We start from the raw sequence: 14,502 nt of genomic DNA, 5'->3' as shown, positions 1-14,502 counted from the left end.
TGAAGTTAATGAGTGCGGGCCTGGAGCTGGTCATCCAGCTCGCGCAGTCGATCGACTGTGCCGATATCGCGCCACTCGCCAGCGAGCAGGCTGCCGCCCACCCGCCCTTGCGCCATCCAGTCACGCAGCAGCGGCGCCAGCTTGCTGGCGCCGCCCGCGAGACCGGCAAAGGCCGCCGGATCATATAGCCCGACCCCGCTAAAGGTAAACGCTGGCGTATCCATGACTCGCCCCCCTTGCAGGGCAAAGTCCCCGCTCGGATGCTGGGGCGGATTGGGCACCAGCCAGAGGTGGGCCAGATCGTCGCCAAGGGGCTGGCTGACCAGAGTGTGATAATCGAGATCGAGCCAGGTATCGCCGTTGATCACCAGAAAATGGGCTGCGCCCAGCAGTGGCAGCGCCTGCACGATGCCGCCCGCGGTCTCCAGCGCACTCTCCTCGGCTGACCAGTGGATGGTCACCCCAAGCGAACTGCCATCACCGAGCACTTCGACCAGCTTGTGGCCGAGCCAGGCGTGGTTGATCACCAGCTCGGTCACGCCAGCTGACTTCAACTTTTCGATATGGTGGACGATGAGCGGTTTGCCCCCCACCGCCAGCAGCGGCTTGGGCAGCAGGTCGGTCAGCGGGCGCATCCGCTCGCCACGGCCAGCGGCCAGGATCATCGCCTTCATGGTTTCACTCCAGCGTTGGCTATCCCGGGCAATACCACCTGCTCCAGCCACTGACCAAAACGGGCCAGTACCGGATAGGCGCTACCGTGAGTGCGACAGGCATCCACTACGTAGCCGAGAGTGCGGGGAATATCCTTCAGATAACCGGACTTGCCGTCGCGATGATAGAGCCGGGTGAAGATCCCGGCCGCCTTGAGGTGGCGCTGCATGCCGGTCAGGTCGGCACCACGACGGAAACTGGCATAATCGAGCTCGCCAAGCAGCCCCGCCTGTTGCAGGGTGGCAAAGCCGTGGCGCATCCCTTCATCGATCACCTCGTCCGGCCAGCGCACGTAGCAATCTTTCAGCAGGGAAACCAGATCATAAGTAAGCGGCCCGATGACCATGTCCTGAAAATCGATGATGGCAAGGGTGCTGCTCTCGGGGGTATCACCGCCACACACCATCAGGTTGCGACTGTGGAAATCCCGGTGCATCACCCCTTGCGGCTGGGCCAGATTGCAGGCGGTGAGGCAGGCAAAGGTCTCGTCCAGCAGTTGCTGCTCTTCATCGGTCAGGGTCAGTTGCAGATGATGGCCCAGCAGCCACTCGGGGAAAATGCTGTTCTCCCGCGCCATAAAGGCCGTATCGAAGGGCTCAAGCGCCAGTTCGACCGCCCCCAGTCGGGGCAGCAGATCAATGGCTTTGCCATACCAGGCCAGCACGTTGTGCTCGTTCAGGCAGCAGATCAGCTGGGTATCGCCCAGATCACTGACCGCCAGCAGCCCCTGTTGGTAGTCCACCGCCTTCACCTCTGGCGCCAGCAACTGACGCGCCTGCAAGGCGGCCGCGTTACGAACAAACTCATGATTTTTTTCGGTTTTCGGATTGGCATCCACCCACACCTGGCCACCGCCACGGTAGTAGCGGCGGAAACTGGCATCACCGGAAATGAGGGTAAGCGTGAGAGTGGCATCGCCGGAAATACGGCGTGCCCACTGCAATAGCAGGGAATCGCGATCGTGCATAAGTAGAGGACCAAGGTGGAAAGCAGCACTTGGCTGTTAGCCCTGGCCGCAATAATGCTTTATCATTGCCGGCTAACATAAAGCAATGACATGCAATGTCAACTCGATGAAACCTGTCGTAAAATGCATGCCTTGGATCAACCGTATCTATCACGGATTGCACGAGTCTTTCACATGACCAAATGGACACTGGGGTACCGCTATCCCATCGCCCTGACTATCAGCCTGGCCCCCGCACTCGCCCCAATGGTGGTGCAGGCAGCCCCGTTCGAAACGCCGCCAGCCACCGGCATTCTCGATAGTCTCTGCTATGACTATGTTCCCAAGATAGAGAAGCCTGCATCGGATCAGGAGGCCAACGCACAGCCGGTCGAGGTTGATGCCGACCGTCTCGAGGCCAAACAGGGCGGCACCGCCGTCTATGAGGGTGACGTCAAGGTTCGTCAGGGTGTGCGCAAGTTTGACTCCGACTATGCCCAGCTCGACCAGAAGAGCCGGGATGTCATCGCTATCGGCAACATCTATTACAACGACGGTCAGGTGACCGTTACCAGCGACAAGACCCTCAAATCCAACCTGGATACCAAGAACTCCGAACTGGAAGAGGGCAAATATCAGGTGCATGGTTCACCGGTGCGCGGCTTTGCCAAGCGCGTGGTGATGACCAACAACAACCAGAACATCACCATGGAGGGGGCCCAGTACACCACCTGCCCCCCCGGTCAGGAAGTGTGGACCCTCAAAGCAGGCAGCATCGATATCGACCAGAAAGAGGTGTTCGGCGAAGCCTGGAACGCCAGCCTCTGGCTCTATGACTACCCGGTGTTCTACTTCCCCTATATCAACTTCCCCATCAAGGATGAGCGGAAGACCGGTCTGCTCTACCCGGGTTACAAGCAAAGCTCCAGCAACGGCATGGATATCACCCAGCCTTTCTACTGGAACATTGCCCCCAACTACGATGCCACCATCACCTCCCGTTTTATGGACAAGCGCGGCCTGATGGAGCAGGTGGAGTTCCGCTACATGCCGGACCCCGCCCACACCGGCACCCTCTATTTTGAAAATCTGGCGGATGACAAGCAGTATGCCGCGGGCAACTCTAGTTTCACCAACCCTGCGACCGGCACTCCGTACCTCTCCGATGGCCATCGCTATTTGATGAATGTCCGTCACGGCTCAACCCTGATGGATGGTTCACTGCGCTTTGGCATCGACTACACCCAGGTGCGGGATAAGGACTACAACTACTTCAACGACTTCAGCCCGCAAGTAGGCACCCAGGTCGACAGCCAGTTGCAGCAATCTTTTACCGCCGGTTACTACCAGCACAACTGGAACCTTACCTCCGAGATTCGCCGCTACCAGATCCTGAGTCCGTATGCGCTGCTGCCCCACGAGATGCTGCCGCGCATCGACCACAACTACTTCCAGCAGGGCAAGTGGTTCGATCTGGCCTGGAACAGCGAGCTGACCAAGTTTGGCTATGACAGCGGCAGTGCCACTACCCAGCAGGCCGGTGAACGCTACACCGCCACCCGTCTGCATCTGGCACCGACCCTGACCGTCCCCTTGGTGGATGCGCCGGGTTACTACCTGACCAGCCAGTACAAACTGATGTTTACCTCCTACAACCAGGAGGTGCCCAAAGATCTGGTCTATACGGACCGCAGCCGCTTCACCGATGCAGACAGCAAACAGCTGACCCTGAAAGACGGCACCATTACCCGCACCCTGCCATCCTTCCGCCTCAAGGGGGGCGTCAACTTCGATCGGCCGCTCGACTGGTATGATGGCAAGGGTACCCAGACCCTGGAACCCGAGTTCCAGTACCTCTATATCCCTTACAAAAATCAGGACGAGATCGGGATCTACGACTCCACCACCACCCGTCAGGACTACTACAGCCTGTTCAGCGATCGCCGCTTTGCCGGTCTCGACCGCATCAGTGATGCCAACCGGATCACCGTTGGCCTGACCAGCCGGGTCTATGACAATGCGGGTGATGAGCGGTTGCGTCTGGCGGTGGCCCAGGCCTTCGAGATGACGCCACCCAAGGTGCGCCTCTACCCGTCCGATCCGGAAAGCACCAACGCCCGCTCGCTGCTGTCGTTTGAGGGGGATGCCCGGATCACCGATGAGTGGTTTACCCATGCGGGCACCCAGTACGATACCTCGGAAGGTGAATTTACCGCAGGCAACGGCGCAGTCGAATACCGGACCGGCAAGCTGACCACCCAGGTCAACTACCGCTACATCAAGGATGGCAACCTGGACTATCGCTATCCGACCAATACGGCGCTGGCGGAAGATCTGAGCCAGGCGGGTCTGGTGGTGATGGCGCCGATCGCCGATCAGTGGCAGATGTATGGCGGTTACTACCGTGATATCAAGCAGGATGTGAACATTGACCGCAAAATCGGTGTCAAATACGACTCCTGCTGCTGGAGTATCAACATGAGCCTGGAGTGGCACAACCAGCCGGACAACGTCACCCTGACCCCCACTTCGGAAAAAGTCATTGGTCTGCAGTTTGAAATGAAGGGACTTGGCAGCGTGGGTACCGGTGGCCGCAGTGTCACGCTGGATACCGAGCTGTTGCCCTATGTTCGCCCGTTTAATCTGAAAGGCCAGCAATGATGCTGGCCCAGCCTTGAGAGATGGATATGAAAAAGACCCTGATTGCCCTGCTGACCGCGGGAATGTTCGGCGCCATGAGCCAGGCCGCACTGGCTGCACCCGAGCTGATGGACAAGGTGCTGGCCGTGGTCAACAAGGACGTAGTGCTGTCCAGTCAACAGGATGCACTGGTCAACAAGGTAAAACTCTCCGCCCAGGAGAGCGGCCAGTCCCTGCCTGACGACGCCACCCTGCGCAAACAGGCGCTGGATCGTCTGATCCAGGAGAGCCTGCAACTGCAACTGGCGGATCGCCAGGGGCTGAAGATCAGCGATACCCAGCTGGAACAGGCTATTCAGGGCATCGCCGCCGACAACAAGATGACCCTGGATCAGTTGCGTGCCCAGCTCGCCCGTGAAGGGCTGACCTATGCCCAGTATCGGGAAGAGGTGCGCCGCGAGATCCTGATGAACGAGGTGCGCCGCAACCAGGTACGCCGCCGTATCAACATCTCCGAGCAGGAGGTGAAGCAGGTGGTGGAGATCCTGAAGAAACAGGGTCAACAGCAGGATGAATACCACGTCGGTCATATCCAGATTGCCCTGCCGGACAACCCCACCGCCGCCCAGCTGGATGCCGCCAAAAGCAAGATTGAGCGCATTCTGGCCGCTCTGAAAGAGGGCGCTGACTTCCGCAAGCTGGCCATTGCCGAGAGTAATGGTCCCAAGGCGCTGGAAGGGGGCGACTGGGGCTGGATGAGCCCGCAAGAGATGCCTACCCTGATGGCCGAAGCGGTGCAAGGTGCCAAGAAGGGCGACATCGTTGGCCCGCTGCGCTCCGGCGCCGGTCTGCACATCGTCAAGGTGTTCGACACCAAGGGTCAGCAGCAAGTGATGCAGACCGAGGTGAAAGCCCGCCACATCCTGATCAAACCCTCCATCATCCTGAGCGAAGAGAAAGCCAAGGGGATGCTGGACGGCATTCTGCACGACATCAAGAGCGGCAAGGCCAACTTCGCCAGCATGGCGGAGAAGTACTCCGAAGATCCGGGCTCTGCGGTGCAAGGTGGCGAACTGGGCTGGTCTGATCCCAACGTCTATGTGCCGGAGTTCCGCGACATGGTCAACCGCCTGCAACCGGGCCAGATCAGTGCCCCGTTCCGTACCAGCCACGGCTGGCACATCGTGCAGGTGGAAGATCGCCGCAGCCAGGATGCCACCGACAAGGCTCAGGAACAGCGCGCCTACCAGCTGATCTACAACCGCCGCTTCGTGGAAGAATCCCAGGCGTGGCTGGATGAGCTGCGTGACGAGGCCTACATCCAGATCGAAGGCGCCGGTAGCTGATGAGCTGCCGTCGCCTTGCCGTTACCCCGGGCGAACCGGCCGGGATCGGCCCGGACCTGATGCTGCAGATTGCCCAGCAGGATTGGCCTCACCAGCTGGTGGTGATCGCCGATCCGGCGCTGCTGCGCGAGCGGGCCGCCCTGCTGGGGCTCAGCATCGAGCTTGAGCCCTATGATGCCACCGCCCCTGCCCATCCGCAGCGGGCGGGCACCCTGACCGTCTGTCCGATCACCCTCGGCGCCCCCGTGGTGCCGGGCGAGCTGAACGAAGGCAATGGCGCCTATGTGCTGGCGACCCTGCAACGCGCCTGCGATGGCAACATGAGCGGCGAATTTGCCGCCGTGGTGACCGGACCGGTGCACAAGGGGATCATCAACCAGGCCGGTGTCTCGTTCAGCGGCCACACCGAGTTCTTTGCCCAGCAATCCAACACCGCCGATGTGGTGATGATGCTGGCAACCGAGGGGCTGCGGGTCGCGCTGGCGACCACCCATATTCCGCTGGCCTATGTGGCGATGGCCATCACCGAGGATCGCCTCGGCAAGGTGATCAGGATCCTCAACGAGGATCTCGCCACCAAATTTGGCATCGCCAAACCCCGTATTTACGTCTGCGGCCTCAATCCCCATGCCGGGGAAGGTGGCCATCTCGGCCGTGAAGAGATTGACGTGATCGAACCCGCTCTGGCCACGCTGCGCCAGGAGGGAATCGATCTGGTCGGCCCCTTGCCGGCCGACACCCTGTTCCAGGATAAATACCTCAAGGATGCGGATGCGGTACTCGCCATGTACCACGACCAGGGGCTGCCTGTGCTCAAATACAAGGGCTTCGGCAGTTCGGTCAATATCACCCTGGGGCTTCCCTTCATCCGCACTTCGGTGGATCACGGCACCGCGCTGGATCTGGCAGGCAAGGGCCTGGCGGATTCGGGCAGCCTGATCACCGCGATTAACCACGCCATCAAGATGGTAGAGAAAAAAAGATATGAGCAGTAAGGTGCAGAGCAATAAGGTGCACATGGGTCACACGGCCCGTAAGCGTTTCGGTCAGAACTTCTTGCACGACCGCTATGTGATCGACCAGATCGTCGCCGCCATCAACCCGCAGCCGGGTCAGAATCTGGTGGAGATCGGTCCGGGTCTGGCCGCGCTGACCGAACCGGTCGCCTCCCAGATGGACAAGATGACCGTGGTCGAACTTGACCGGGACCTGGCCGCTCGCCTGCGCGAGCACCCGACCCTCAAGGACAAACTGACCGTCATCGAAGCAGATGCCATGCGTTTTGACTTCGGCACCCTGATGGGTGAAGGCAAGCCGCCGCTGCGCATCTTCGGCAACCTGCCCTACAACATCTCCACCCCGCTCATCTTCCACCTGTGCGAATTTGCCGACCGGGTTGAAGACATGCACTTCATGCTGCAAAAAGAGGTGGTATTGCGGATGTGTGCCGGCCCGGGCAGCAAGGCCTATGGCCGTCTGAGCGTCATGGTGCAGTACTACTGCCAGGTGGTGCCAGTGCTGGAAGTGGGTCCGGGCGCCTTCAAACCGGCGCCGAAAGTGGACTCTGCCGTGGTCCGCCTGATCCCCCACAAGAACCCGACTCTGGTCGCGAAAGACATGCGCTGCCTGAGCCGCGTCTGTACCGAGGGCTTTGGCCAGCGTCGCAAGACCATCCGCAACAGCTTCTCCAACTTCATCACCGACGCCCAGCTGACCGAGCTTGGTATCGATGGCAACCTGCGCCCGGAGAACCTCTCCCTCGAGCAGTTCGTCATCATCGCCAACTGGCTGGCGGATCAGCAACAGGCCTGATCCTGTGGCTCACCCGCACATCGAGATCCGCCCATACCCCGTGTATGTGGCGGGCTCCCAAGACCCTTACCAGTTTCACTATCTGATCGAGATTGAGAATCTGGGGCCCGGCCCGGTGCAACTGCTGCACCGGCGCTGGCTCATCACCGATGCCAATGGCAAGATGCTGGAAGTAGAAGGTCCCGGAGTGGTCGGGGAGCAACCCGTCATTGCCGAAGGTGAGACCTACCGCTACCAGAGCGGCGTGCCGCTGGCGACCCCGCTCGGAGTGATGGAAGGGAGCTATACCCTGCAAGATGGCTCTGGTCAGCCGTTCGAGGCGCCCATCGCCCCCTTCACGCTGGCCATCCCCAATATTATCAACTGAGGTTTCATGGCGAACTGTTTTGTCGGTGACATCCAGGGCTGTTACGACGACTTGCGCCGTCTGCTGGATCTTGCCGCGTTCGATCCCGACAAAGACGTGCTCTGGCTCTGCGGCGACCTGGTCGCCCGCGGCCCGGACTCCCTCAATACCCTGCGTTTCGTCAAAGGGTTGGGCAACCGCGCCGTCACCGTGCTCGGCAACCACGACCTGCACCTGCTGGCAGTGGCTAATGGCGTTGCGCCGCTGAAAAAGAAAGACAAGCTGCAGAGCCTGATGGATGCCCCTGATCGGGATGAACTGCTGGAGTGGCTACGCCACCGCCCGCTGCTGGCCGAACATCCTGATCTGCCCATCATGATGGTGCATGCCGGTATCTCCCCGGCGTGGGATGCCCGCACCGCCCGCAACTGCGCCCGCGAGGTGGAGAGCCTGCTGCGCGGCGATCAGTACCAGTGGCTACTGCACAACATGTATGGCGACCTGCCCGATGGCTGGAAAGATGATCTGGTCGGGATCGACCGCTACCGCTACATCATCAACACCTTCACCCGGATGCGCTTCTGCTACTTCGATGGTCGGCTCGACTTCAAATGCAAGAAGGGGCCCAAGGAGTCGACTCCGGGGCTGCGCCCCTGGTTCGAACAACGGGAGCATCACGTGGACGACCCCATTCTGGTGTTCGGTCACTGGGCCGCCCTGATGGGCAACACCGGCAAGAGCGATATCAAGGCGCTCGATACCGGCTGCGTCTGGGGCAACAGCCTCACTCTGTGGCGCTACGAGGATGATGCCCTGATCGCCACCCCCTGCCCCACTCACGCCAGTTAGGGGCGCGCAGCAATCAGGCGGTCGCAACCGCACGGATTGCCAACACCCGCATCAATAACAAAGCCCGGCAACCTGCCGGGCTTGCTGTTTTATGTTCTCTGTTTTCCGGTGGATGACGTTACAACTTGCGCCCCAGCCGCTTCTCGATCTGGCGCCGCTCCCACTCCGGGCCAAACAGCTTGAAGGGCTGAAATACCCGAATGGCATGGGAGGCGAGCCCCAATCCCCACCCCAGTGCTGGCCACCAGGCCCAGATGTACTCCGGATTGCTCAGGTAGTTGATGACAAACAGCCCGCAGATCACCACCACATAGCTGGCGACATGGTGATAGAAGCCCTTGAGCGCCTCCACATAGCGCATGGCAGCCCGCTCCTCGGCCGATACCTGCACCGCATCCTGACCCATAGTGTCACTTCCTCTCATCTCGCGCTCCTGTTGCTCTGACCCATCCAGTTGAGCCACATCGAGTTCAAAGACGGAGGCCAGGGCCTTGAGAGATTCCAGTCCGGGTTGCTGCCCCTGCTCGATCCGCTGGATAGTGCGAACACTCAAACCAGTCATCGTCGCCAACTGATCCTGGGACCAACCCCGTTGCAATCTCAACTTCCTGACGATCATCTCGAACTCCTTGTGGTAATTGACAGGGCCAGCTTACGGGCTCAGATGTGACAAGCGACACGACAGATGCCTGACATAAACCTGACTTTCCTTTTAAATCAATACATTAATCTCATCGTCTCTGTCGTTTTCAAGCACCGCCTGTGAGCACTGCAGACAGGAGTCGGTCACCCGACAGCAACCCGACAAACGCTATCTATTCAAGATAGCGTTTACCGAGGCTCAAACCATGGATTAAAGACCCTGCATCAGCTCGGCAGCGATCTCGAAAGAACGCAGCCGGGCCTGATGGTCGACGATGGGGCCATTGAACATCAGCTCATCGGCACGGGTTTCCGCCAGCAGCGCCTTGAGACCATGACGAACCTGCTCCGGGTCACCCACCAGAGAGCGGGCCAGCGTCTGCTCCATCGCCATCAGCTCACGGGGTGCCCACTCGTCGCCAAGCAGGACGACTGGCGCGGGCAGCTTGCCCGCATCACCGCGATGCAGGCGCAAGAACTGCTGTTGCACTGTGGTGAACTGGAAGCGGGCCTCTCGCTCGCTGTCGGCGGCGATCATGTTGATGCAGACCACCGCATGGGGCTTGGGCCAGCGGGCAGAGGGGCGATACTGGCTACGGTAGATCTCCAGCGCTTGCAGCAACATCGCAGGCGCGAAATGGGAGGCAAAACCGAACGGCAAGCCCATTGCCGCCGCCAGCTGGGCGCTATAGAGGCTGGAACCCAGCAGCCAGACTGGCAGATGCAGCCCCTGACCGGGCACCGCCTGCACGGCGCCGATCTCGTCGCCAAAGTAGCTCATCAGCTCGCGCACATCGGCAGGGAAATCGTCCACCTCGCCACTGCGCATACGCCGCAGCGCCCGCATGGTGCGCTGATCGGTCCCGGGCGCCCGGCCAAGGCCGAGATCGATGCGGTCGGGATAGAGAGAGGCCAAGGTGCCAAACTGCTCGGCAATGACCAACGGCGAGTGGTTCGGCAACATGATGCCACCCGCCCCGATCCGCAAAGTGGTGGTAGCCTCGGCCAGATGACCGATCAGCACCGAGGTGGCGGCACTGGCAATGCCCGGCATGTTGTGATGCTCGGCCAGCCAGTAACGCTGGTAACCCCAGCCCTCGGCATGGCGGGCAAGATCCCGCGAACGGCGAAACGACTCGGCAGGCACAGAACCTTCGGCAACAGGCACCAGATCGAGCACGGAATAGGGGATGGCAGACATAAATACACTCCATTGCATCACAATTTGCTAACAGAACGGGCACTCTATCATGAGATGTTCGAACGGAACACAATTGCCCTTGATGGCCTGACGGGTGACTCAATGCGCCGGATGCAAAAAGGCCACCCCGCAAGCGGGATGGCCTTTTTCACCACGACGAGGTGATCAGAACAGCAGGTGTGCCACCGCGGCGATAACCGGCAAGGTGACCAGGGTGCGCAGCAGGAAGATAACGAACAACTCCCACAGCTTGACCGGGATCTTGCTGCCCAGCAGCAGGGCACCCACTTCCGACATATAGATCAGCTGGGTCACTGACATGGCGGCAATCACGAAGCGAGTCATCTCGCTCTCGATGGTCGAGGCCAGTACCGCCGGAATGAACATGTCGGCAAAACCGACCATGATGGTCTTGGAGGCCGCTTCCGCCTCCGGCAGTTGCAGCAGCTCCAGCAAGGGAACGAACGGGGCACCCAGCCAGTTGAAGATCGGGGTGTGTTCGGCCAGCATCAGGGCACAGGTGCCGATCGCCATCACCACCGGCAACACGCCAAACACCATATCCAGCGCATTCTTCACCCCTTCACGGGCGACGGCGCCGAGATCGGTCATGCTGTCAGCCTTGGTCAGCGCCCGCTCGAAGCCATAGCTCATCACGCTGTGCTGGTGTGGTACCGCCTCCTGCTTGCGGCACAGGGGGGTGCCGTCGGCATAGATGTCCTTCTTCCAGCAGAGCGGTGGCAGACGCGGTACCACGATGGCAGCAACCACACCCGCTAAACAGACGGTCAGGTAGAAGGGAACAAACATGTGCTCCAGCTTCACCTGGGAGATCACCACCAGACAGAAGGTGATGGAGACGGCGGAGAAAGTGGTGCCAATCACTGCAGCTTCACGCTGGGTGTAGAACTTGCCTTCGTACTGCTTGCTGGTCAGCAGGATACCGACGCTGCCATCGCCAAGCCAGGAAGCAAAGCAGTCCACCGCGGAGCGACCCGGCAAGCGGAACACCGGACGCATGATGCGGGTCATCATGGTGCCGACAAATTCCAGCAGCCCGAAATCGAGCAGCAACGGCAGCAGCAGACCGGCGAAAATGAAGACCGAGAACAGCACCGGCAACAGATCGTTGAGCACCAGTCCACCGGTTGCGCCCGAGTAAAGCACCTCTGGCCCCGCCTGAAAGAAGGTCAGCAGCACGAAGATACCGCCCAAGACCCGCACGCAGGCCCAGAAAGGGGAGACATTGAACAAGCTGTTGAGGAAAGGACGGCGCACCAGAATCGCAGGTTTGAACAACCAGGCGATCAGCGTCATCAGCATGGTGGTGGTGATCACTGCGCTGACCATGGCGACCAGATAATCGGCAAACACCCGCTGCACCAGCTTGGCTAGCACGGTCACCGGAATGGTGACGTTACCGTCATAGACGACCGGCGTCATGAACAGCAGGATCCCGATGAGTGACGGAACCAGAAACATCAACAAGTTACGGCGGGTATTGACCGCAGGTGCTTCGAGACTCTTTTCCAACATGATATGACTGCCCTAATGTTACTTTTCCCTAGCCCGGTCAACCTGCGTATTCATGCATTAACCGGCAAAAACGGGCGCAAGAATACTCTAAAAAAATGCACAAACAAGCCTTTAAGGCAGAAATCTGCGCATAAATATTTCCGCAGGTAAACCTTCCATCAAAACAACCGGATACAGCAACGCATATCGATTCAATCGACATCGCCAGATGATTGTTTCGTTATTGTTAATTTAGGTGGGCAGTATAATCGGTTATCAATGGCAGACAATAAGTGACATCACAAATATACCTAATGAGCGGTGACTCGATAGATATAAAAAAACCGGAGCCTGTTCAGGCTCCGGTTTTCAATGAGAGTGACGAGGATCAGTCGCGCACGTAGATGACTTCAACACCGTCATCTTCGTCGTCATCCCAATCGTCATCATCCAACCCTTCATCGAAGGCCACGGAAGCTGCCAGCGCTTCGGCTTCAGCCTGAGCCAGCTGGTTCTTGTGGTAGTCGTCCCACTTGAACTCGACCTTCTCGATCGCCTCTTTGGCATCCTGCTCCAGTTGACGGGGCATGGTGTCCAGCAGATCCAGAATGTCGTAGCAGACCTTCTTGGTACCTTCCTTGCTGATGGCCGAGATCTGGTAGACCGGACCTTCGTAGGCCAGCGCCGCCTTGACGCGGTCCATCACTTCCTGGGCTTCCTCTTCCAGGATCAGATCCATCTTGTTGAACACCAGCCAGCGCGGCTTGCCTGCCAGCTCGGGGCTGTATTTTTCCAGCTCCCGGACGATGGTCACGGCGTTTTCAGCAGGATCGGAGCCATCGATGGGGCAGATATCCACCAGATGGAGCAGCACGCGGCAACGCTCGAGGTGCTTCAGGAAGCGAATCCCCAGACCAGCACCTTCAGCGGCACCCTCGATCAGGCCCGGAATATCCGCGATCACGAAGGAGCGGGAGTTCTCGCCACGCACCACACCCAGGTTCGGCACCAGGGTAGTGAAGGGGTAGTCGGCCACTTTCGGACGCGCGGCGGAAACGGCACGGATAAAGGTAGATTTACCGGCGTTGGGCAGACCCAGCATACCGACGTCAGCCAGCAGCAGCAGCTCCAGCTTCAGGGTCCGCACTTCACCCGGCGTACCGTTACTCTTCTGGCGCGGAGCCCGATTGACGGAGCTCTTGAAGCGGGTGTTGCCCAGACCGTGGAAACCACCCTTGGCAACCATCAGCTTCTGACCATGAGTGGTCAAGTCGCCCAGTCGCTCACCGGTATCCTCATCGCTGGCGCGAGTACCGACAGGCACACGCAGGATCTTGTCCTTGCCACGATGGCCGGTACAGTTGGCACTGCGGCCATTCTCGCCACGCTCGGCGGCATGGAAACGCTCAAAACGGTAATCGATCAGGGTGTTGAGGTTTTCGTCGGCCAGCAGATAGACATCACCGCCATCGCCACCGTCACCGCCATCCGGACCACCGTTGGGAACATACAACTCCCGGCGAAAACTGACACAACCGTTACCACCGTCACCGGCATCGACTCGAATCTGGACTTCATCAACAAACTTCATAGGTAACCGTCACCTTAATTCGAAAAACCGATACGCAATTATAGTGGTACAGACCCCTGCGGGCGATACGCATCTTGGCAATCCACGCCCCTGTCGGAGCCCGGGTCATCTGCGTTCCGTTTTTTCGTCAGTTATTCAGAAAAACAAAAGCCCCGCCTGTTGGCGGGGCTTCGGATCCTTGCGGTCCGTAATTACTCAGCAACGATGCTAACGTACTTACGATTCAGCGGACCTTTAACTTCGAACAGGATTTTACCAGTCGCGGTTGCGAACAGGGTGTGATCCTTGCCCAGACCAACGTTGGTGCCAGCGTGGAACTTGGTGCCACGTTGACGAACGATGATGCTACCAGCCAGAACTGTTTCGCCGCCGAAACGCTTAACGCCCAGGCGTTTAGCTTCAGAATCGCGACCGTTGCGGGATGAACCGCCAGCTTTTTTGTGTGCCATTTATCGGACTCCTCTAATTAAGCGCTGATGCCAGTGATTTTGACTTCAGTGAACCACTGACGGTGGCCCGCTTGCTTACGATGGTGCTTACGACGACGGAACTTGACGATAGTCACTTTCTCGCCACGGCCGTGAGCCACAACTTCAGCTACAACCTTGCCACCTTCAACGAAAGGAGCACCTACTTTAAAAGTGTCGCCTGCAGCAACCATCAGAACTTCGTTGAAGTCGATAGTAGCGCCAGTCTCAACGTTCAGCTTTTCCAGACGAACGATTTGACCTTCGGCCACACGGTGTTGTTTTCCGCCGCTTTGGAATACCGCGTACATTTGATTAACTCCGTAAAGGCATGTCTTTTGCTCAAGGCTAGACATGCGCAAAAACCTATAACAATGGGCGGGCATTCTACGCAAATCGATCTGCTCAGGCAAGGCCAATTTAGCAAAAAGTT

Annotated in this window: 14 protein-coding genes; 6 read left to right on the top strand and 8 right to left on the bottom strand. The window is 59.1% G+C overall.

What is annotated here, in order from left to right:
* Window positions 1-5: 5 nt before the first annotated feature.
* Both murU and OKC40_RS03390 read right to left on the bottom strand, forming a co-directional pair.
* The gene (murU, locus tag OKC40_RS03395; protein ID WP_270794077.1) at window positions 6-674 is read right to left on the bottom strand and encodes an N-acetylmuramate alpha-1-phosphate uridylyltransferase MurU; all 669 of its coding nucleotides are present in this window, start codon (window positions 672-674) and stop codon (window positions 6-8) included.
* A complete protein-coding gene (locus OKC40_RS03390; RefSeq protein ID WP_270794076.1) occupies window positions 671-1,681 on the bottom strand; it encodes an aminoglycoside phosphotransferase family protein in 1,011 nt (336 codons plus the stop codon). Before OKC40_RS03390 ends, murU begins: the two co-directional genes overlap by 4 nt.
* A gap of 174 nt (window positions 1,682-1,855) precedes the next feature.
* On the opposite strand from OKC40_RS03390, the gene lptD reads away from it, so the two are divergent.
* The 6 genes from lptD to OKC40_RS03360 are packed head-to-tail and all read left to right on the top strand — an operon-like array spanning window position 1,856 to window position 8,653.
* Window positions 1,856-4,321: an LPS assembly protein LptD gene (gene lptD / locus OKC40_RS03385; protein ID WP_270794075.1), complete on the top strand. Its 2,466-nt coding sequence runs from the start codon at window positions 1,856-1,858 to the stop codon at window positions 4,319-4,321.
* A 26-nt stretch (window positions 4,322-4,347) separates the two neighbouring features.
* Window positions 4,348-5,646, top strand: a complete 1,299-nt coding sequence (gene surA / locus OKC40_RS03380) for a peptidylprolyl isomerase SurA (RefSeq protein ID WP_042060135.1) — start codon at window positions 4,348-4,350, stop codon at window positions 5,644-5,646.
* Entirely contained in the window at window positions 5,646-6,641 is a 996-nt protein-coding gene (gene pdxA / locus OKC40_RS03375; protein WP_270794074.1) for a 4-hydroxythreonine-4-phosphate dehydrogenase PdxA, read from the top strand. Before surA ends, pdxA begins: the two co-directional genes overlap by 1 nt.
* Window positions 6,631-7,458: a 16S rRNA (adenine(1518)-N(6)/adenine(1519)-N(6))-dimethyltransferase RsmA gene (gene rsmA / locus OKC40_RS03370; RefSeq protein WP_162518047.1), complete on the top strand. Its 828-nt coding sequence runs from the start codon at window positions 6,631-6,633 to the stop codon at window positions 7,456-7,458. Before pdxA ends, rsmA begins: the two co-directional genes overlap by 11 nt.
* Before the next feature lie 4 nt (window positions 7,459-7,462).
* The gene (apaG, locus tag OKC40_RS03365; RefSeq protein WP_270794073.1) at window positions 7,463-7,825 is read left to right on the top strand and encodes a Co2+/Mg2+ efflux protein ApaG; all 363 of its coding nucleotides are present in this window, start codon (window positions 7,463-7,465) and stop codon (window positions 7,823-7,825) included.
* A 6-nt stretch (window positions 7,826-7,831) separates the two neighbouring features.
* Window positions 7,832-8,653 carry a symmetrical bis(5'-nucleosyl)-tetraphosphatase gene (locus OKC40_RS03360; RefSeq protein ID WP_075112529.1) on the top strand — a complete coding sequence of 274 codons (822 nt, stop codon included), beginning with the start codon at window positions 7,832-7,834 and terminating at the stop codon, window positions 8,651-8,653.
* A 118-nt stretch (window positions 8,654-8,771) separates the two neighbouring features.
* On the opposite strand, the gene OKC40_RS03355 is transcribed toward OKC40_RS03360, so the two are convergent.
* The 6 genes from OKC40_RS03355 to rplU form a co-directional block, all read right to left on the bottom strand.
* Window positions 8,772-9,272 carry a 2TM domain-containing protein gene (locus OKC40_RS03355; protein ID WP_042059946.1) on the bottom strand — a complete coding sequence of 167 codons (501 nt, stop codon included), beginning with the start codon at window positions 9,270-9,272 and terminating at the stop codon, window positions 8,772-8,774.
* 234 nt (window positions 9,273-9,506) lie between these two features.
* A complete protein-coding gene (locus tag OKC40_RS03350) occupies window positions 9,507-10,496 on the bottom strand; it encodes a luciferase-like monooxygenase (RefSeq protein WP_270794072.1) in 990 nt (329 codons plus the stop codon).
* Between the two features lie 165 nt (window positions 10,497-10,661).
* Window positions 10,662-12,032 carry a YjiH family protein gene (locus OKC40_RS03345; RefSeq protein WP_270794071.1) on the bottom strand — a complete coding sequence of 457 codons (1,371 nt, stop codon included), beginning with the start codon at window positions 12,030-12,032 and terminating at the stop codon, window positions 10,662-10,664.
* Between the two features lie 367 nt (window positions 12,033-12,399).
* Window positions 12,400-13,602 (bottom strand): Obg family GTPase CgtA, encoded by a 1,203-nt coding sequence (gene cgtA, locus OKC40_RS03340; protein WP_042059940.1) that lies wholly within the window; start codon window positions 13,600-13,602, stop codon window positions 12,400-12,402.
* A gap of 191 nt (window positions 13,603-13,793) precedes the next feature.
* A complete protein-coding gene (gene rpmA, locus OKC40_RS03335; RefSeq protein ID WP_005339028.1) occupies window positions 13,794-14,051 on the bottom strand; it encodes a 50S ribosomal protein L27 in 258 nt (85 codons plus the stop codon).
* Window positions 14,052-14,068: 17 nt separating this feature from the next.
* The gene (rplU, locus tag OKC40_RS03330) at window positions 14,069-14,380 is read right to left on the bottom strand and encodes a 50S ribosomal protein L21 (protein WP_005304210.1); all 312 of its coding nucleotides are present in this window, start codon (window positions 14,378-14,380) and stop codon (window positions 14,069-14,071) included.
* Window positions 14,381-14,502 lie beyond the last annotated feature (122 nt).

Origin of the sequence: Aeromonas sp. QDB11, from assembly GCF_027705265.1 — a bacterium.
GTDB classification, from domain to species: domain Bacteria; phylum Pseudomonadota; class Gammaproteobacteria; order Enterobacterales; family Aeromonadaceae; genus Aeromonas; species Aeromonas allosaccharophila.
The sequence above is the reverse complement of the archived record's forward strand: the minus strand, read 5'-3'. Positions and strand labels throughout refer to the sequence as shown.